The organism is Plantactinospora sp. B24E8 (genome assembly GCF_039871735.1).
Classification (GTDB): domain Bacteria; phylum Actinomycetota; class Actinomycetes; order Mycobacteriales; family Micromonosporaceae; genus Plantactinospora.
In genome coordinates, this window is the sequence record NZ_JBDPMH010000020.1 from 102,698 (window position 1) to 121,405 (window position 18,708).

Sequence of the window (18,708 nt, forward strand, 5' to 3'; positions counted from 1 at the left end):
GGAGTCACTCACCTACACTGGCGGAGATCCCCGCACCCGCCCGTCACCGTTGCGGTGCCGCCGTGGCCGTCGCGCCCGAGAGGACGCGACCCCGGCAGGGCCGGCGGGAGACGGACGTAGGCGGCGGGAAGGCGGGGGAGCGAGATGGTGATGCGCGATCCCGCGATGACCGACGTGGCCCGCCTCGCCGGGGTATCCCACCAGACGGTGTCGCGAGTGCTCAACGGGCACCCGAACGTCCGGGAGCAGACCCGGTTGCGGGTCCAGGCCGCCATCGCCGAACTCGGCTACCGACCCAACCGCGCGGCCCGTGCCCTGGTCACCGGCCGCTCGCAGGTGATCGGTGTGGTGGCGCAGAACACCACCCTCTACGGCCCGGCGTCCCTGCTGGCCGCCTTCGAACAGGCGGCCGCCGAGGCGGGCTTCGCGGTCAGTGTCGGCAGCGTCCGCAACCTGGACCACCGTTCCATCTCGGCGGTCGTCGAGCGGCACCTGACCCACCGGGTCGCCGGCATCGTGGTGATCGCGCCGGTCGAGTCGGCCGGAGAGGCGCTGGAGCGGTTGCCCAAGGACGTGCCCCTGGTCACCGTCGACGGCGATCCGTGCCGGCCGGTGCCGCTGGTCACCGTCGACCAGATCGCCGGTGCCAGGGCGGCGACCCGGCATCTGCTGGACGCGGGCCACCGTACGGTGTGGCACGTCTCGGGGCCGGCGGACTGGTTCGACAGCGCGGGCCGGATCGAGGGCTGGCGGGACGAGTTGCTGGCGGCGGGTGCCGAGGTACCGCCGGTGATGCCGGCGGACTGGTCCGCCGCCTCCGGCTACCGGTGCGGTCAGCTGCTGGCCCGGATGCCGGAGGTCACCGCCGTCTTCACCGCGAACGACCACCTCGCGCTCGGTGTGCTGCGGGCGCTGAGTGAGTCCGGCCGCCGGGTGCCCGACGAGGTCAGCCTGGTCGGCTTCGACGACGTGCCGGAGGCGGCGTACTTTATGCCGCCGTTGACCACGGTGCGCCCCGACTTCGCCGCGGTGGCCGAGGCGAGTCTCGACCTGCTGCTGGCCCAGCTCGGACCCGGTGATCCCGGCACTCTGCGTCGGACCGTCGCGCCGACCCTGGTCCGCCGGGCCAGCGTCGCGGCACCGCCCGGCTGAACCGTGTCGACCGGGCGGCTCAATCCGACAGCGGTGCGCGGGTGCGGCGGCGGGCTCGGCCCGGACTGGCCGTACTGGCCCGGGCCACCAGTTCCGGCGCGAGCACCACGTGGTCGGGCGGTGCCGCGTCGTGCTGCTGGTCGATCTGGTGGAGCAGCACCGTGAGACTGCGCCGACCGAGTTCGGCGAAGTCCTGCCGGACCGTGGTCAGCGGCGGGATGAAGTACTCCGAGTCGGGCGTGTCGTCGAAGCCGACCACGCTGACCTGCTCGGGCACCCGGCGGCCGGCCTCGTGCAGGGCACGCAGCACCCCGAGCGCGATCTGGTCGTTGCCACAGAAGATCGCGGTCACCGAGGGGTCGGCGGCCAACAACCTGCCCTGTTCGTAGCCGGAGCGGGCGGTCCACGCGCCCGGCTCGACGGGGGGCACGATCGCCCCGGCGGCGTAAAGGGTACGTCGCCAGCCCTCGATCCGTTCGTGTGCCTCGGGCCAGTCCGGCGGACCGGCCACGTGGTGGACCGTGGCGTGGCCGAGGTCGAGCAGGTGCTGGGTGGCCAGCCGGGCTCCGTCGGCGTTGTCGATCCGTACGGTGGGCACGGCGTCGTCGTCGACCGCGCCGCCCACTCCGACGCTGGCCAGCCCGGCCGGGACCTGCAGCAGCGCGTTGGTGACCGTGGGCTTCGGTGCGATCGCGACGATTCCCTCCACCGACTGTTGGCAGAGCCGGTCGATGGCGTCGAGTATCGACTGACGGTCGAGGTTCGGCACCGTCGCGACACTGACGAAGTAGCCGGCCCGCCGGGCGGCGTCCTCGATGCCGTAGAGCATCGAGGCGGGCCCGAACAGCGTGGTCTCGAAACCGATGATGCCCAGCGTGCGCGACCGGCGGGTGACCAGCGTACGAGCGGCGAGGTTGCGCCGGTAGTTCAGCGCCCGCATCGCCTCCAGGACCCGTAGCCGGGTCTCCTGGCGGACGTTCGGGTGGTCGTTGAGCACCCGCGACACGGTCTGGTGGGACACGCCGGCCAGCCGGGCGACGTCCCGCATGACCGAGCCGCGTTGGCGGATCCGCGCCGCCTCAGCCGGTCCGGTGTCTCCGTCTCCGGGCGGGGGATTCAACCGCACGTGATCCTCCTGATCTTGATGTTACCGATCACACTCTACCGGCCGTGAGCGGTGTTCGGCCGACACCGCCTCGGTCGAGCGCTCGTCGGTGCGGTGGGTAACGCGCCGGAAACGTTCTCGCAGTCGGTCTTGACGCCGAGATAGAGAACGGTAACATTCTCGCACGCGGCATGTGATGAAGGACACCGACCGCTCCGTGGTGGACGTGGCTCCGCTCTGATCTGTCGTCCGCGCCGGGACTGTCCCGGTGGCAGCTCCATCACCGTCGATCGTCAGTCAGCACCTCAAGATCAGAAATGTGATCGTTCACCTCGACCGGCCGGCAGGCCGGCGAGCCGCGCCGGGGGCGCGGACCGATCCGCCGCCCTGCCGGCGGCAGACGACAGGAGGGCGCAGTGTTCAAGAGATGGTCCGTGGCGGTGCTCGGCGGCGTGCTGGTCGCCGCGACGCTCTCCGCCTGCGGTGGCGGTAACGGGTCCGGCGGCGCCGACGACGGCCGGATCACCATGGGTTTCTCGCAGGTGGGTGCGGAGAGCGGGTGGCGTACCGCGAACACCGACTCGGTACGGAAGGCCGCCGAGGAGGCGGGCATCGAACTGAAGTTCTCCGACGCCCAGCAGAAGCAGGAGAACCAGATCAAGGCGATCCGCAGCTTCGTCCAGCAGAAGGTCGACGTGATCGCCTTCTCGCCCGTGGTCGAGTCCGGTTGGGACACGGTCCTCAAGGAGGCGAAGGACGCCGGCATTCCGGTGATCCTCACCGACCGGGCCATCGACTCGCCGGACAAGTCGCTGTACAAGACCTTCCTCGGCTCGGACTTCGTCGAGGAGGGCAAGAAGGCCGGTCAGTGGCTGGTCGAGGCGTACCAGGGCAAGTCGGAGCAGGTGAACATCGTCGAGCTGCAGGGCAGCACCGGTTCCGCCCCGGCCAACGACCGTCGCGACGGTTTCGCGGAGGTGATCAAGGCTGACCCGAAGTTCAAGGTCATCGCCTCGCAGACCGGTGAGTTCACCCGGGCGAAGGGCAAGGAGGTGATGGACGCGTTCCTCAAGGCGCACACCGACATCGACGTGCTCTACGCGCACAACGACGACATGGGCCTGGGCGCGATCGAGGCCATCGAGGCGGCCGGCAAGAAGCCCGGCGTCGACATCACAATCATCACCGTCGACGCGGTGCGCGACGGCATGCAGGCCCTCGCCGACGGCAAAATCAACTTCATCGTCGAGTGCAGCCCGTTGCTCGGGCCACAGCTGATGGACCTCGCCAAGAAGGTCGTGGCCGGGGAGACCGTCCCGGACCGGGTGGTGACCGAGGAGACCACCTTCACCCAGGAGCAGGCGAAGGCCGTGCTCCCGCAGCGCCAGTACTGAGCACGATCAGCGACGACGGGACACCGACCGCCCCGGCCGAACCAGGCCGGGGCGGCGGGCTCGGGACGGGGAGGACATGGCCGAGGCAGCACCGATCCTCACGATGACCGGCATCAGCAAGCGGTTCCCCGGCGTGGTCGCCCTGGCCGGGGTGGACTTCCGGATGCTGCCCGGCGAGGTGCACGCCCTGATGGGCGAGAACGGCGCCGGGAAGTCGACCCTGATCAAGGTGTTGACCGGGGTCTACGACATCGACGAGGGCGACATCCGACTGGCCGGCGAACCGGTCCGGTTCACCGGCCCGCCGCAGGCCCAACAGGCCGGCATCAGCACCGTGTACCAGGAGGTCAACCTCTGCCCCAACCTCTCGGTGGCGGAGAACATCCAACTCGGCCGCGAACCCCGGCGCCTCGGCGCCATCCGCTGGGCCGAACTGCGGCGCCACTCCAGTGAACTGGTCGGTCGGCTCGGGCTCGACATCGACGTCACCGCGCCGCTCGGCACGTACTCGCTGGCCGTGCAGCAGATGGTGGCGATCGCCCGGGCGGTGGACGTCTCCGCCAAGGTGCTCATCCTCGACGAGCCGACGTCCAGCCTGGACGCCGGTGAGGTCGCCCAGCTGTTCCGGGTCATGCGCCAACTCAAGAGCGAGGGGGTGGCGATCCTGTTCGTCTCGCACTTCCTCGACCAGGTCTACGAGATCGCCGACCGGATGACCGTGCTGCGCAACGGGCGACTGATCGGCGAGTACCGGGTCGCCGAACTCTCCCCGCTGGAACTCGTCGGTCGGATGATCGGCAAGGAGCTCGCCACCCTGGACGAACTGGCCGAACACTCCCGACGTCCACTCGCCACCGTCGAACGGGGCGAACCGGTCGTCGACGCCCGGGAACTGGGACGCGACGGGGCGGTGGCCCCGTTCAGCCTCACCATCCACGCCGGGGAGGTGGTGGGCCTCGCCGGCCTGCTCGGCTCGGGGCGTACCGAGGTGGCCCGGCTGCTCTTCGGCGCGGACCGGGCCGACCACGGCAGCCTCCGGATCGACGGTGCCGAGGTCAGCCTCCGCAACCCCCGGAACGCGATGGGACACCGGATCGCCTTCTGCTCCGAGAACCGGCGTACCGAGGGGCTGGTCGAGGAGCTGACCGTCCGGGAGAACATCATCCTCGCCCTCCAGGCGGCCCGCGGCTGGTCACGGCCGATTCCGCGACGCCGCCAGGACGAGCTTGTCGACCGGTACGTCCGCGCACTGGACATCCGACCGGCGGACCCGGAGGCCCGGGTCGGGCACCTCAGCGGCGGAAACCAGCAGAAGGTGCTGCTCGCCCGCTGGCTGATCACCGAGCCCCGGTTGCTGATCGTGGACGAGCCGACCCGGGGAATCGACGTCGGCGCCAAGGCGGAGATCCAGCGGCTTGTCGTCGAACTCTCCGACGGCGGGATGGCGGTGCTGTTCATCAGCGCCGAACTCGAGGAGGTGCTACGGCTGAGCCACAAGATCGCGGTACTTCGCGACCGGCGGATGGTCGAGCAGGTGGAGAACTCCGAGGACGTCGACGCCGACCGGATCATGCGGACCATCGCCAGTGGAGGTGCGGCATGATATCCCCGGCCACCCTGTCTGCCCTGCTCCGCCACCGGCTGGTCTGGCCGGTCGGCGTACTCGTGCTGCTCATCGTCGGCAACCTCGTCTTCACGCCCAGCTTCCTGTCGATCGAGGTACGTGAAGGCCACCTCTACGGCTCGCTGATCGACATCCTGCGCTCCGCCGCCCCGCTCGCCCTGGTCGCCCTCGGCATGACCCTGGTCATCGCCACCGGCGGCATCGACCTGTCGGTCGGCTCGGTCGTCGCCATCTCCGGAGCGGTCGCCTGCTGGTGGATCGTCGGACTCGGCGACCAGAACAGCCTCGGCGGAGTGCTCGGCGCGGTCGCCCTCGCGCTCGGCCTGTCCCTGTTGCTCGGCGCCGGAAACGGACTGCTCGTCGCCGCCGTCGGCATCCAGCCGATCATCGCGACGCTGATCCTCATGGTCGCCGGTCGCGGGGTCGCCCAGCTCGTCACCGACGGACAGATCATCACGGTGAACTCCGGCCCCTACGAGGTGATCGGAAAAGACTACTGGCTCACCTTCCCGGTCTCGGTCCTCATCGTCGCGGTGATGGTCGCCGGCACCCTGGTGCTCACCCGGCGTACCGCGCTCGGCCTGCTGATCGAGTCGGTCGGCGGCAATCCCACGGCGAGCCGACTGGCCGGCGTCAACGCCCGCCGGCTCACCGTGCTGGTGTACGTCTTCGCCGGTTTCTGCGCCGGTCTGGCCGGCCTGATCGTCAGCTCGAACGTCTCCAGCGCGGACGGCAACAACGCCGGCAACCTCATCGAACTCGACGCGATCCTCGCGGTGGTGATCGGCGGCACCGCGCTGGCCGGCGGCCGGTTCTCCGTCCTCGGCAGTGTGATCGGCGCCCTGGTGATCAAGACGCTGGACATCACCATCTACACGATCGGCGTACCGACCAACACCACCCTGCTGTTCAAGGCGATCGTGGTGGTGGTGCTCTGTCTCGCCCAGTCACCCGCCTTCCGGGCCCGGGTCCTCGGCCGGCGACGGCGCGGACCGGACGTACCCGATCCGGCCCCGCCCACGGCGCGGACAGAGGTGCCGGTGTGAGCCGGCGGGAGCACGTGCAGAGCGAGGAGGCGCGATGACCGACCTGGAGACCCGGACGCCGCCGGCGGCCACCGCCACCGGCGTCCGTGGCCGCGGCTACCGACCGAACCAGCGGCACGTCCCGGTGCTCGCCACCCTGGGGTTGCTGGTCCTGATGTACGGCGTCGGGGTGGTCAACTACGAGGGCTTCTCCGACACCCAGATCGTGCTGAACATCTTCGTCGACAACGCGTTCCTGCTCGTGGTCGCGGTCGGCATGACCTTCGTGATCCTCACCGGCGGCATCGACCTGTCGGTGGGGGCGGTCGTCGCGCTCACCACCCTGATCGCGGCGGAACTGCTCAACGCCGGCTGGCCGGCCGCCGTGGTGCTGCCCCTGGTCCTGCTCGTCGGTACCACCATCGGCCTCGGCATGGGCTGCATCATCCACTTCTTCGAGGTGCAGCCGTTCATCGCCACCCTGGCCGGGATGTTCCTGGCCCGGGGCCTGTGCTTCCTGATCAGCGACGCGTCGGTGCCGATCGCCGACCCGTTCTGGACCGGCGTCGCGCAGCAGCGGCTCGCGTTCGGCGGGTTCTTCGTCTCGATCAGCGCGGTCGTCGCCGTGCTGGTGGTGCTGGTCGCCGCGTACGTCCTCGCGTACACCCGGTTCGGCCGGACCGTGTACGCCGTCGGCGGCAATCCGCAGTCGGCCGGGCTGATGGGACTGCCGGTGGGTCGTACCCGGATCGTGGTCTACACGATCAGCGGGTTCTGCTCGGCGCTCGGTGGCGTACTGCTCAGTTTCTACATGCTCTCCGGTTACAGCCTGCACGCCCAGGGCATGGAACTCGACGCGATCGCCGCCGTGGTGATCGGCGGAACCCTGCTTACCGGCGGCTCCGGTTACCTTTTCGGCACGGTGCTCGGGGTGCTGGTCTACGGGCTGATCCAGACGATCATCACGTTCCAGGGCGATCTCAGTTCGTGGTGGACCCGGATCGTGATCGGGGTGCTGCTGCTCGCGTTCATCCTGCTGCAGCGGCTGGTCACCCACCGGACGCACCGTTGACCGGGGGAGTCCGGGCGGGCGGCCGCCCGGACTCCCGTACCGTCGGCGACGGTTCACGGCCGGCGGTCAGTGGACGTACGGCGGTCAGTGGACGTACGGCCAGCCGGCGGCGTCGTAGTTGAGCAGGTTGATGCCGAGCAGGGCCGTGCCGTTGTCGGCGTAGTAGTGGTGGAAGAGGACGTCGCCGTCGACGTCGGCGAGGACCGCCTGGTGGCCGGGGCCGTGCACGCCGCCGTGTCCGGGCAGGATCTCGGTGCCGTCGCCGGAGGTCAACGGCACCCCGTTGCGGTCGAGGAACGGGCCGGTCGGGCTGGTCGCAATCCGTGTGATCCGGGCGCCGTAGGTCGTGATCTGGTGTCATACCGGCTCGGCGGGTCCCGGTACGTCGGGCAGAGCCGGGATAACCTGCCTGCGGTGCCTCGAGGCGCGTGACCGGAGGAGTCGATGCGGAGATGACGGCAGGGCGACCGATGCCCACACAGGACGACGTGCTCGGGTATTTCCGCACGCTGTCGAACTGGGGACGGTGGGGCGACGACGACCAGCTCGGGACGCTGAACCACATCACCGACGACGTCCGGCTGGCGGCGGCCCGGGCTGTGCGCCACGGCAGGAGCGTGTCGTGCGCGTGGGAGGTTGCCGTACCGGAGGAGATGGAGCGGGCGACGACGACGTGTCCGTGCGCCGCCGACATGCCGGGTGCCGAGCAGATGCCGCCCGCCTTCCATGCCGACCGGCGTTGGGGCTTCTCGTCCGAACGGCTCGGCATCACCTTCCACGGCAACACGGTCACGCACGTCGACTCGCCGTGCCACATCTTCTGGGACGGCACGATGTACAACGGGCGGTCGCACTCGTTGGTCGACGCCGGGACGGGATCGGGGTGGGCGGCCGTCACGGCGGCGGCGAACGGGATCGTCACGCGTGGGGTCCTGCTGGACATCGCGCGGGTCCGCGAGGTGCCGTGGTTGGAGCCGGGGCAGGCCGTGTTTCCCGAGGATCTCGAGGAGGCCGAGCGGCGCCAGGGTGTGCGGGTCCGGTCCGGCGACGCGGTGCTGCTGCGGACCGGCTATGGCCGCTTCCGCCACGAGGCCGGTGCGGCCGGCGGTGTCACGCAGGCCGGCTGGCACGCGTCCTGCCTGCCGTGGCTCCAGGAACGGGAGGTCGCGCTGATCGGCGCCGACACCCCCCAGGACGTGCAGCCGTCGGGGTACGAGGACGTGTTGATGCCGGTGCACGCCGTGGGTCTCGTCGCGATGGGTCTGTGGCTGCTCGACAACTGCGACCTGGAGGGGTGCGCGACGACGGCTGCCGAGCTCGGCCAGTGGGACTTCCAGCTCGCGGTCGCGCCGGTCCGCTTCGCCGGTACGTCCGGCAGCCCGGTCAACCCGATCGCCACTTTCTGACCTGAGCTGCGACCCGCCGGGCCGGTGCGCGAGTGGCTGCCGCTCTCACGCGCTGCCGCGACGACGGGTCCGGCCACCGGCGAGGGGCGGCCGGACCCGTGTGGTCGTACCCGGTGGTGGACCGGGGTCAGCGGGCGGCGCCGGCGCGGCGCTTGGTCCAGACGTCGAACGCGACGGCGGCCAGCAGGACCAGGCCCTTGACCAGCATGACCCGCTCCGAGGGTGCGTTCAGCAGGGACATCCCATTGTTGATCACACCCATGATCAGGCCGCCGGTGATCGCCCCGACGATCCGGCCGACCCCGCCCTGGACCGCGGCGCCGCCGATGAACGCCGCCGCGATCGCGTCCAGTTCGAACTGGTTGCCGGCGACCGGGTTGGCCTGGTTGAGCCGGCCGGCGAAGATGACCCCGGCGAGGGCGGCGAGCACGCCCATGTTGACGAAGATCCAGAAGATCACCGACTTGACCTTCACGCCGGAGAGCGTGGCGGCGTGCAGGTTGCCGCCCACCGCGTAGATCTGCCGGCCGAAGACGGACCGGTTGGTCAGCACCGAGTAGCCGATCACCAGTCCGGTCAACAGCACCAGCACCCACGGCAGGTTGCGGAACCGGGCCAACTGCACCACCACGAAGAGCAGCACGATCGACGGCATGATGATCCGGAGCAGGAAGACCGGCATCGGGTCGACGGTCTGCTGGTAGCGGATCCGCGCGGCCCGGGACCGCCACTGGGTGGTCGCGATGCCGGCGACCGCGACCAGGCCGATCAGCAGGCTGAACAGGTCCGCGCCGCCGAGCGGCCCGAGGCCGACGTTGCCGAGGTAGCCCTCGGTGAACCCGTTGGAGAGGGTCCGCAGTTCGTCCGGGAACGGGCCGATGCCCTGGTTGCCGAGCGTGGTCAGGGTCAGCGCGCGGAACAGCAGCATGCCGGCGAGGGTGACGATGAACGCCGGGATGCCGAAGTAGGCGATCCAGAAACCCTGCCAGGCGCCGATCAGACCACCGACGACCAGGGTGATCAGCAGCGCCAGCGGCCACGGTACGCCGTGGTTGACGGTCAGTACGGCGGTGACCGCGCCACAGACCGCGACCACCGAGCCGACCGACAGGTCGATGTGCCCGGCGATGATGATCATGATCATCCCGATCGCCAGGATCAGGATGTAGGAGTTCTGCACCACGATGTTGCTGATGTTCTGCGGCTGCAGCATGTCGCCACCGGTCAGCACCGAGAACAGCACGACGATGAAGGCGAAGGCGATGTAGATGCCGCTCTGCCGCAGGTTGATCGTGAACCGGCGGGGAGCGCCGTCGGGGCTGCCCGGCGCGGCCGGGGTGCTGTCGACCGCGAGGTCGGCGTTGGTTGGTGCGACGCTGGTCATCGCGGTCTACTCCTGTCCCTTGGTCATGTATGTCATGAGGCGCTCCTGGGTGGCCTCCGCCCGGGGCACCTCGCCGGTGATCCGGCCGGCCGAGAGCGTGTAGATCCGGTCCGACAGACCGAGCAGTTCGGGCAGCTCGGAGGAGATCAGCAGGATCGCCTTCCCCTCGTCGGCCAACCGGTTGATGATCGCGTAAATCTCGTACTTGGCACCGACGTCGATGCCCCGGGTCGGCTCGTCGAGGATCAGCACGTCCGGATCCGTGAAGATCCACTTGGACAGTACGACCTTCTGCTGGTTTCCGCCGGAGAGGTTGCCGGTCACGCTGAGCACGTTCGGCGCCTTGATGTTCAGGTCCCGGCGGAAGCCGTCGGCGACCTGGTACTCCCGGTTGTCGTCCACCCAGCCCCGCCGGGCCAGCTTGCCCAACCCCGAGGCGGAGACGTTCCGCTTGATGTCCTCGATCAGGTTCAGTCCGTACCGCTTCCGGTCCTCGGTGGCGTACGCGATGCCGTGCCGGATCGCGTCCTGGACGCTGCGCAGCTCGATCGGCTGACCGTCCTTGACGATCCGCCCGGAGATCCGGTGCCCGTACGACCGCCCGAAGACACTCATCGCCAGCTCGGTGCGGCCGGCGCCCATCAGCCCGGCCAGCCCGACGATCTCACCCCGGCGCAGGGTTAGGTTGGCGCCGCTGACCACCCGCCGGTCGTGCTGGACGGGGGAGTAGACGGTCCAGTCCTCGATCCGCAGCACCTCCGTGCCGATCTTCGGCTCGCGCGGCGGGAACCGGTGGTCGAGGTCGCGCCCGACCATGCCGGAGATGATCCGGTCCTCGGTCACCTGGTCGGTGGCCATGTCGAGGGTTTCGATGGTCCGACCGTCCCGGAGGATGGTGATCGCGTCGGCGATCGAGATCACCTCGTTCAGCTTGTGCGAGATGATCACGCAGGTGATGCCCTCGTCGCGCAGCCCCCGGAGCAGGTCGAGCAGGTGCGCCGAGTCCTCGTCGTTGAGCGCGGCCGTCGGCTCGTCGAGGATCAGCAGCCGTACCTCCTTGGAGAGCGCCTTGGCGATCTCCACGAGCTGCTGCTTGCCCACCCCGACGTCGGAGACGACGGTGGTCGGGTTCTCGACCAGGCCGACTCGCTTGAGCAGCAGCGCGGCCTCGTGGTTGGTCCGGTTCCAGTCGATCAGGCCCCGCCGGGCCCGCTCGTTGCCGAGAAAGATGTTCTCCGCGATCGACAGCTGCGGGGCGAGCGCCAGTTCCTGGTGGATGATGACGATGCCGCGCTGCTCGCTGTCCCGGATCCCGGAGAACCGGCACGGCTCGCCGTCGAAGACGATCTCACCCTCGTACGTCCCGTGCCGGTAGACCCCGGACAGCACCTTCATCAGCGTGGACTTGCCCGCGCCGTTCTCGCCGCAGATGGCGTGGATCTGTCCCCGGCGCACCGACAGGTTGACGTCCTGCAACGCCTTGACTCCGGGAAACGACTTGGTGATGCCGCGCATCTGCAGGATGTGGTCGCTCATGGTCCTCACTGCTTTCCGCGGGTGCCCATGACGGGACCCGCCCCGTGGCCGACGGCCACGGGGCGGGACCGCCGGGTCAGCTCAGGTCGGCCTGGGTGTAGTAGCCGCTGTCGATCAGCGCCTGCTTGTAGTTGCTCTTGTCGACGATCACCGGGTCGAGCAGGTACGACGGCACCACCTTGTTGCCGTTGTCGTAGTCCTTGGTGTTGTTGACCTCGGGCGTGCCGCCCTTGAGCAGCGCGTCGGCCATCTTCACGGTCACCTCGGCGAGCTTACGGGTGTCCTTGTAGATGGTGGAGAACTGCTCGTTGGCGATGATCGACTTCACCGACGCCTTCTCCGCGTCCTGACCGGTCACCACCGGGTACGGCTGCCCGGCCACCCCGTAGCCGGCGCTCTTCAGCGCGGACAGGATGCCGATCGACAGGCCGTCGTACGGCGACAGCACGCCGTCGACCTTCGCCCCACTGCGGTACGTGGAGGTGAGCACGTCCTCCATCCGCTTCTGCGCGGTACCCGGGTCCCAGCGCAGGATCGCCACGGTCTTGAAGTCGGTCTGGCCGCTGGCCACCTTGAGGGTGCCCTTGTCGATGTACGGCTGCAGCACGCTCATCGCCCCGTTGAAGAAGAACGTGGCGTTGTTGTCGTCCGGCGAGCCGGCGAACAGCTCGACGTTGAACGGCCCCTTCGCCTCGCCCGGGGTGCCGTCCTCCTTCAGCAGCTTCAGGCCGACCAGCAGCGAGGTCGCCTGCTGCACCCCGACCTTGAAGTTGTCGAAGGTGGCGTAGTAGTCGACGTTGGGGCTGTTGCGGATCAGCCGGTCGTAGGCGATGACCGGGATGTTGGCCGCCTTGGCCTGCTCCAGCTGGCTGGTCAGCGCGGTGCCGTCGATGGACGCGATGATCAGCAGCTTGGCGCCCTTGGTGATCTGGTTCTCCAGCTGGTTGACCTGCGTCGGGATGTCGTCCTCCGCGTACTGCAGGTCGACCTTGTAGCCGAGCGCCTCGAGCTGCTTCTTGACGTTGTCGCCGTCGGCGACCCAGCGCTCGGATCGCTTGGTGGGCATGGTGACCCCGATCAGCGCGCCGGCGTTGTCACCGGCCTGCGGCTTCTCGTCCACCGTCTTGGTGCTCGAGCCGCAGGCGGACAGGGCGGCGGCCAGCGTGACGGCGGTGGCCGCCGTCACGAGCCGGGTGAACTTCATTGTTCTCTCCTTCATCGGTGGCGGATTCGGTGGACCCGTCCGTGGTGTGCCGGCCGACGACCGGCGGTGCTCAACGGTTGGTCGGAATGCCCTGGGCGAGCCGGTGGTATGCCTGGTTCCAGCGCATCCGGTCCCGGAAGTCGACGGCGGTGGTGTGCTCGTCGATCAGCAGCAGTTCGGTGTGCAGCATGTCGGCGAAGTCCCGCAGCGGTTCGGCACCGACCGCCTGGGTCAGTACGGTGTGGTGCGGTCCGCCGGCGGTGAGCCACGCCTCGGCCGAGGTGGAGAGGCTCGGCGCCGGCTTCCACACCGCCCGGGCGACCGGCAGGTTCGGCAGGGGCTCGTCCGGGGTGACCACCTCGACCTCGTTGGCCACCAGCCGGAACCGGTCGCCGAGGTCGACCATGCCGATCACCACGCCCGGGCCGGGGGCGGCGTCGAAGACCAGCCGCACCGGGTCCTCCCGGCCGCCGATGCTCAGCGGGTGGATCTCACACGACGGCTGCCCGCCGGCGATGCTCGGGCAGACCTCCAGCATGTGCGCGCCGAGGATCTTCGGCTCGCCCGGTCCGAAGTGGTAGGTGTAGTCCTCCATGAACGAGGTGCCCCGGCCGGTGCCGGCGCCCATCGCCTTCACCCCGGCCAGCAGCGCCGACGTCTTCCAGTCGCCCTCGCCGCCGAAGCCGTAGCCGTCGGCCATCAGCCGCTGCACGGCCAGGCCGGGCAACTGGCGCAGCCCGCCCAGGTCCTCGAAGTTGGTGGTGAAGGCGCCGAAGTCCCCGGCGCTCAGGAACTGGCGCAGCCCCGCCTCGATCCGCGCCGCGTAGCGCAGCGAGTCGTGCCGGTCACCGCCCCGGACCAGTTCCGGCGCCAGCCGGTAGACGTCGGCGTACTCGGCGACCAGCGCGTCGACCGCCTTGTCCTCGACCGCGTCGACCGCGGCGACCAGGTCGTTGACCCCGTACGTGTTGACCGAGAAGCCGAACCGCAGCTCGGCCTCGACCTTGTCGCCCTCGGTGACCGCCACGTCCCGCATGTTGTCGCCGAACCGGGCCAGCCGCAGTCCGCGCAGGTGGGCGACGCCGGCCGCGGCCCGGGCCCAACCGTCGACCCGCTCGACGGTACGCGGATCCGAGACGTGTCCGGCAATGGTCTTGCGAGCCACCCCGAGCCGGGTCTGCACGAAACCGAACTCCCGGTCGCCGTGCGCGGCCTGGTTGAGGTTCATGAAGTCCATGTCGATGGACTGCCAGGGCAGGCTCAGGTTGAGCTGGGTGTGCAGGTGCAGCAGCGGCTTGCGGAGCGCGTCCAGACCGGTGATCCACATCTTGGCCGGGGAGAACGTGTGCATCCAGGCGATCACCCCGAGGCAGGCCGGGTCGGCGTTGGCCGCGAGCATCACCTGGCGGATCGCCGCCGCGTCGGTGAGGACCGGCTGCCACACCAGCTCGACGGAGAGCCGGCCGGAGGAGACCAGCTCACGCTGGATGCGCTGGGACTGGTCGGCGACCTGCGCCAGCGTTTCCGGACCGTACAGGTGCTGGCTCCCGGTGAGGAACCAGACCTGTGGCTTGCTGCTGCTCGGCATGACGGACCCTCCGGTCGGTGGCAGGTTCACTGCCCGTAGACGTTCTGGTAGCGCGCGTACAGCGCGTCGATGTCCCGCTCGGCGATCGGCAGCGGGGTGCCGAGCTGGCGGGCGATGTGTACGGTGCGGGCCACGTCCTCGCACATCACGGCCGCCTTCACCGCGGCCTTCGCGGTGGCGCCGATGGTGAAGACGCCGTGGTTGCGCATCAGCACCGCCGGCGAGCGGTGTCCGGCGAGGGTCTGCACGATGCCCCGGCCGATCGAGTCGTCACCGATCAGCGCGAACGGCCCGACCGGGATCTCACCGCCGAACTCGTCGGCGATCATCGTGAGGACGCAGGGGATCGGCTCGCCCCGGGCCGCCCAGGCGGTGGCGTACGTCGAGTGGGTGTGCACCACCCCGCCGACCTGAGGCATGTGCTGGTAGACGTACGCGTGCGCGGCGGTGTCCGAGGAGGGCGCGAGGTCGCCGTCGACGAGCGTGCCGGTCAGGTCGGTGACCACCATGTTCGCCGGGCTGATCTCGTCGTACGCGACACCGGAGGGTTTGATCACCAGCAGGTCGGCGCCCGGCACCCGGGCCGACACGTTGCCGGCGGTCCAGACCACCAGTTGGTTACGGGGCAGCTCGGCGTGCAGCGCGGCGACCTCACGACGGAGTACGGCGATGGTCTCGGCGACCGCCGCCACGGTCCGGGTCACCGGGTCACCAGCTCGTCACCGGCAGGTGCCGGTTCGGTAAGCGCCCGCCGTTGGATGGCCCGCAGTCTGCGCATCACGGTGTTCCCTCCCCGTCCGAAGTGGTCGTGCAGTTCCCGGTACTCGCGGTACAGCTCGTCGTACCGGGCGGCGGCGGCCTCGTCGGGCTGGTAGACGCCCCGTTCAACCCCGCCCATCCGGGCGGCGGCGGCCCGGATGTCCGGGTACGCCCCGGCGGCGACCGCCGCGTGGATCGCCGACCCGAGCGCCGGTCCCTGGTCGGAGACGATCCGGGCCAGCGGCAGCCGGGTGACGTCGCTGTAGATCTGCATCAGCAGTTTGTTGCGGACCAGTCCGCCGCTGACCACCAGTTCGGTGACCGGCACCCCGGCGGCGGTGAACGTCTCGATGATGGTCCGGGTGCCGAACGCGGTGGCCTCGATCAGGGCGCGGTAGATGTCCTCCGGGCGGGTGGCCAGGGTCTCCCCGACGAGCAGGCCGGAGAGCTCGTGGTCGACCAGCACCGAACGGTTGCCGCTGTGCCAGTCCAGCGCGATCAGGCCGTGTTCGCCGATCCGCTGCCGGGCGGCCAGCCGGGTCAGGTGCTCGTGTACCGAGATGCCGCCGGCGCGGGCCGCGTCGACGTAGTCCGGGGGAACGTGCCGGCGTACGAAGTGGGCGAAGATGTCGCCGACGCCGCTCTGCCCGGCCTCGTAGCCCCACAGTCCCGGGACGATGCCGCCGTCCACCACGCCGCACATGCCCGGGACCTCGCGCAGTTCGGCGCCGTTCATCACGTGGCAGGTCGAGGTGCCCATGATCGCCACCATCTGGCCGGGGTCGAGGGCCTGGCCGGCGGCGGCGGTGACGTGCGCGTCGACGTTGCCGACCGCGACCGCGATCCCGGCCGGCAGGCCGGTCCACTCGGCGGCCTGGGCGGAGAGGGTGCCGGCGCGGGCGCCGAGCTCGCCGGTCGGCTGGTCGATCTTGCTGACGAAGTCGGCGAAGTCGGGGTTGAGCGCGGCCAGGAACTCCGGGTCGGGATAGCGACCGTCCTGGCGGATGCCCTTGTAGCCGGCGCTGCAGACGTTGCGGACGTAGCTGCCGGTGAGCTGCCAGACGATCCAGTCGGCGGCCTCGACCCAGTGCACGATCGCGGCGTAGACCTCGGGGTCCTCTTCCAGGACCTGCAGCCCCTTGGCGAACTCCCACTCCGAGGAGATGAACCCACCGTAGCGGGGCAGCCACCATTCGCCGCGATCGGCGGCGAGCTGGTTGATCCGGTCGGCCTGCGGTTGCGCGGCGTGGTGGCGCCAGAGCTTGACGTAGGCGTGCGGCCGGTCGGCGAAGGCGGGCAGTTCGGACAGGGGGGTGCCGTCGGCCAGGGTGGGGACCATCGTGCAGGCGGTGAAGTCGGTGCCGATCCCGACCACCCGGCCGGGGTCGACCCCGGCGGCGGCGATCGCGGCGGGGACCGCCTTGCGCAGTACGTCGACGTAGTCGCCGGGGACCTGGAGAGCCCAGTCGGGGCCGAGGGGCGTGCCGCTGCCCGGCAGTGCCTCGGTGACCACCGCGTGGGGGTATTCGTGCACCGCGGAACCGAGTTCGGCACCGTCGGAGACCCGGACGACCACGGCGCGTCCGGAGAGCGTGCCGAAGTCGATCCCGACGACAAGAGCTTCCGACTGGTCATGCGTCATCTGCGGCACCTCGGTGTGCTGGGGGCGTACGGCGACAGCCGTGTCGTGAGGCACATTGTTATCGCTAACATTTTGCCCGGTCAACCGGGGCAGGTAACGCTTGGGTAACGTTGGTCAGGTTGCCGTAACGTGCAGTTCGCCTCGTCAGTCGTCGATCGGCCGCGCCAGCTGACAGGCAACCGCCGGCTGGTCGAAGCGTTGCTGTGAGCGGTAACAGAACCGACCGTCGGTCGAGCCCGGCGTGCGGGTCGGCGTGCGGGTCGCTCCCGGTTGCCGCCGGTCCGCCGCTCCACCACCGCGCCACGTCTCCTCCCGGCCAGCCCGCCGGGGACCGACCAATCATAACTGTCGATCACGCCGGAGCCGAGCGGCCGGCACCGGCCGACGGACCGCCGGACGGTCCGGCGAGGGTGGCCCGGAACAGGCGTTCGGAACTGTTCCGAACACGGTGAGTGTTGTCGGAACGTCACGCGTGATGGTTCGGTGGTTCCAGGTGCGTTTCCTTCGACCGATGTGCGGGGGGAAGGACAGAGGTTGGCCGAATTCCATGTCGACGACGCCGGCCTCGAGCAGTTGGCCAAGGCTCTCGAGGAGGCGTTTCTCGATGCCTCCCAGATCCAGTACCGACTGACCCACCACGCGGAGTTGCCACCCGGCCGAGAGGGACTCCTCAACGCCGTACGGGGCGGTGTGCAGCACACGTACCGGTGGGGACAGGAGCACACGCAGCGGATCGCGCTGCTGCTCAGCGACACCGGCCGGGCGGTGGAGGCGGCGGGCAAACGCTACCGGGAGTCCGACGACCGGGCGGCCCGGGCCCTGGACAGCTTTTTCGTGGGACAGGACGAGGGCCGGTTCAGGGAGCTTCCACCGCCTCGTACCGGCCGGCTCTTCAAGGACAGCGGCGTCCACGGGGTGGAGTGGTACCTCGAGCCGGGCAACCACATGCGGGAGGCGCCGAACTTCGAATACCAGTTCAACCATCTGGCCGACACGTTGAGCGCCAGCGCGCACATCCGCAACATCATCTACCAGCTCTTCAACTACGACATCTTCGAGTTCTTCCTGGAGTGGATCGCTGGTGACTGGAACGGGCTGTGGAGAGCGGGTAGCGAGTTCCAGAACGCCGGAGCGGCCGTCGAGTGCCTCGGCAACAACGTCGTTGCCTTCGCCAACGACCTGCCGGCGGTGTGGCGGGGCAACGCGGCCGACGGGTGCCGGGACTACCTGCTGCGACTGGGGCAGGCGATCAGCGCGCAGGAAGGTGTCTACCGTTCGGTCGGCGCGGAGTACCACCAGGCGGCCAAGTTGGCGTACCAGGAGTTCGAACTGGCCGGCGCCGTGCTGGGCCTGTTGCTGGACAAGCTCATCGAGATCGGCGTCGCGATTGTGGCCGGCACCGCGACCATCGAGACGGTGGTCGGCGGAGTCATCGGGTACGGCGTCGCCGCCTACCTCATCAAGCAGGCGTACGACCTCTGGACCGAGTTCAACGGCATCTTCGCGAAACTCGACACCATCATCAAGTCCATCAACTACGGCCTGACCAACGTCAACGGCAGCAACGGAGTCCGGATCTGTGCCCTTCCGCTGCCGACGGCGCCGTACAGGTTCACACAGGACAAGGCCGGACCGGTCGCGCCGACAGGCTAGATGATTGAGTCCTAAATCTGGCCTGGTGGGGGACTTGGCGTATCGACACAGGGAAGGGTGTCGTTGTCTGCTCGTGACTGCCGACATCGACACCCTTCTGACTGCACTGTACGTGTTCGTAGACGATCACCTGGTACCGCATCGCCGCCGTCCCGGCCGTCCCC

Annotated in this window: 15 protein-coding genes; 7 read left to right on the forward strand and 8 right to left on the reverse strand. The window is 69.5% G+C overall.

What is annotated here, in order from left to right:
* The first annotated feature begins 150 nt into the window (after positions 1-150).
* Positions 151-1,152 (forward strand): LacI family DNA-binding transcriptional regulator, encoded by a 1,002-nt coding sequence (locus ABGB21_RS24840; protein WP_347654803.1) that lies wholly within the window; start codon positions 151-153, stop codon positions 1,150-1,152.
* Between the two features lie 19 nt (positions 1,153-1,171).
* Here the strand turns inward: ABGB21_RS24840 and ABGB21_RS24845 are convergent, their stop codons facing one another.
* Positions 1,172-2,200, reverse strand: coding sequence for a LacI family DNA-binding transcriptional regulator (locus ABGB21_RS24845; protein ID WP_347654802.1), 1,029 nt, complete (start codon positions 2,198-2,200; stop codon positions 1,172-1,174).
* 473 nt (positions 2,201-2,673) lie between these two features.
* Between ABGB21_RS24845 and ABGB21_RS24850 the strand changes: the two genes are divergently transcribed.
* The 4 genes from ABGB21_RS24850 (at position 2,674) to yjfF (ending at position 7,372) form a co-directional block, all read left to right on the forward strand.
* Entirely contained in the window at positions 2,674-3,651 is a 978-nt protein-coding gene (locus tag ABGB21_RS24850; RefSeq protein WP_347654742.1) for an ABC transporter substrate-binding protein, read from the forward strand.
* Positions 3,652-3,727: 76 nt separating this feature from the next.
* Positions 3,728-5,254 carry a sugar ABC transporter ATP-binding protein gene (locus ABGB21_RS24855; RefSeq protein WP_347654741.1) on the forward strand — a complete coding sequence of 509 codons (1,527 nt, stop codon included), beginning with the start codon at positions 3,728-3,730 and terminating at the stop codon, positions 5,252-5,254.
* Positions 5,251-6,321, forward strand: coding sequence for an ABC transporter permease (locus ABGB21_RS24860; protein WP_347679800.1), 1,071 nt, complete (start codon positions 5,251-5,253; stop codon positions 6,319-6,321). Before ABGB21_RS24855 ends, ABGB21_RS24860 begins: the two co-directional genes overlap by 4 nt.
* Positions 6,322-6,355: 34 nt before the next feature.
* On the forward strand, positions 6,356-7,372 hold the full coding sequence (gene yjfF / locus ABGB21_RS24865) for a galactofuranose ABC transporter, permease protein YjfF (protein ID WP_347679801.1): 1,017 nt from the start codon (positions 6,356-6,358) through the stop codon (positions 7,370-7,372).
* An 84-nt stretch (positions 7,373-7,456) separates the two neighbouring features.
* On the opposite strand, the gene ABGB21_RS24870 is transcribed toward yjfF, so the two are convergent.
* Complete coding sequence (locus ABGB21_RS24870; protein WP_347654738.1) at positions 7,457-7,651, reverse strand: hypothetical protein; 195 nt, start codon at positions 7,649-7,651, stop codon at positions 7,457-7,459.
* Positions 7,652-7,842: 191 nt separating this feature from the next.
* Here ABGB21_RS24870 and ABGB21_RS24875 point away from each other — a divergent pair, with 191 nt between their 5' ends.
* Positions 7,843-8,778 carry a cyclase family protein gene (locus tag ABGB21_RS24875; protein WP_347679803.1) on the forward strand — a complete coding sequence of 312 codons (936 nt, stop codon included), beginning with the start codon at positions 7,843-7,845 and terminating at the stop codon, positions 8,776-8,778.
* Positions 8,779-8,905: 127 nt separating this feature from the next.
* On the opposite strand, the gene mmsB is transcribed toward ABGB21_RS24875, so the two are convergent.
* From mmsB to araB, 6 genes are all read right to left on the reverse strand, one after another.
* A complete protein-coding gene (mmsB, locus tag ABGB21_RS24880; RefSeq protein ID WP_347654736.1) occupies positions 8,906-10,162 on the reverse strand; it encodes a multiple monosaccharide ABC transporter permease in 1,257 nt (418 codons plus the stop codon).
* A 6-nt stretch (positions 10,163-10,168) separates the two neighbouring features.
* Positions 10,169-11,698, reverse strand: a complete 1,530-nt coding sequence (gene mmsA / locus ABGB21_RS24885) for a multiple monosaccharide ABC transporter ATP-binding protein (RefSeq protein ID WP_347679805.1) — start codon at positions 11,696-11,698, stop codon at positions 10,169-10,171.
* Between the two features lie 76 nt (positions 11,699-11,774).
* Positions 11,775-12,902, reverse strand: a complete 1,128-nt coding sequence (gene chvE, locus ABGB21_RS24890) for a multiple monosaccharide ABC transporter substrate-binding protein (protein WP_347654734.1) — start codon at positions 12,900-12,902, stop codon at positions 11,775-11,777.
* A gap of 70 nt (positions 12,903-12,972) precedes the next feature.
* Positions 12,973-14,490: an L-arabinose isomerase gene (gene araA / locus ABGB21_RS24895; protein WP_347679807.1), complete on the reverse strand. Its 1,518-nt coding sequence runs from the start codon at positions 14,488-14,490 to the stop codon at positions 12,973-12,975.
* Positions 14,491-14,516: 26 nt separating this feature from the next.
* Complete coding sequence (locus ABGB21_RS24900; protein ID WP_347654732.1) at positions 14,517-15,194, reverse strand: L-ribulose-5-phosphate 4-epimerase; 678 nt, start codon at positions 15,192-15,194, stop codon at positions 14,517-14,519.
* A complete protein-coding gene (gene araB / locus ABGB21_RS24905) occupies positions 15,191-16,891 on the reverse strand; it encodes a ribulokinase (RefSeq protein WP_347679809.1) in 1,701 nt (566 codons plus the stop codon). The genes ABGB21_RS24900 and araB overlap by 4 nt, the downstream gene beginning before the upstream one ends.
* A 534-nt stretch (positions 16,892-17,425) precedes the next feature.
* Between araB and ABGB21_RS24910 the strand changes: the two genes are divergently transcribed.
* Positions 17,426-18,544 carry a hypothetical protein gene (locus ABGB21_RS24910; RefSeq protein ID WP_347654730.1) on the forward strand — a complete coding sequence of 373 codons (1,119 nt, stop codon included), beginning with the start codon at positions 17,426-17,428 and terminating at the stop codon, positions 18,542-18,544.
* The last annotated feature ends 164 nt before the right edge of the window (positions 18,545-18,708 follow it).

Bases quoted from the DNA above. Each gene is read 5' to 3' on its own strand.
- ABGB21_RS24840 (WP_347654803.1), top strand. From the start codon at position 151: ATGCGCGATCCCGCGATGACCGACGTGGCCCGCCTCGCCGGGGTATCC.
- ABGB21_RS24845 (WP_347654802.1), bottom strand. From the start codon at position 2,200: ATGCGGGACGTCGCCCGGCTGGCCGGCGTGTCCCACCAGACCGTGTCG.
- ABGB21_RS24855 (WP_347654741.1), top strand. From the start codon at position 3,728: ATGGCCGAGGCAGCACCGATCCTCACGATGACCGGCATCAGCAAGCGG.
- ABGB21_RS24860 (WP_347679800.1), top strand. From the start codon at position 5,251: ATGATATCCCCGGCCACCCTGTCTGCCCTGCTCCGCCACCGGCTGGTC.
- yjfF (WP_347679801.1), top strand. From the start codon at position 6,356: ATGACCGACCTGGAGACCCGGACGCCGCCGGCGGCCACCGCCACCGGC.
- ABGB21_RS24875 (WP_347679803.1), top strand. From the start codon at position 7,843: ATGCCCACACAGGACGACGTGCTCGGGTATTTCCGCACGCTGTCGAAC.
- mmsB (WP_347654736.1), bottom strand. From the start codon at position 10,162: ATGACCAGCGTCGCACCAACCAACGCCGACCTCGCGGTCGACAGCACC.
- mmsA (WP_347679805.1), bottom strand. From the start codon at position 11,698: ATGAGCGACCACATCCTGCAGATGCGCGGCATCACCAAGTCGTTTCCC.
- chvE (WP_347654734.1), bottom strand. From the start codon at position 12,902: ATGAAGTTCACCCGGCTCGTGACGGCGGCCACCGCCGTCACGCTGGCC.
- araA (WP_347679807.1), bottom strand. From the start codon at position 14,490: ATGCCGAGCAGCAGCAAGCCACAGGTCTGGTTCCTCACCGGGAGCCAG.
- araB (WP_347679809.1), bottom strand. From the start codon at position 16,891: ATGACGCATGACCAGTCGGAAGCTCTTGTCGTCGGGATCGACTTCGGC.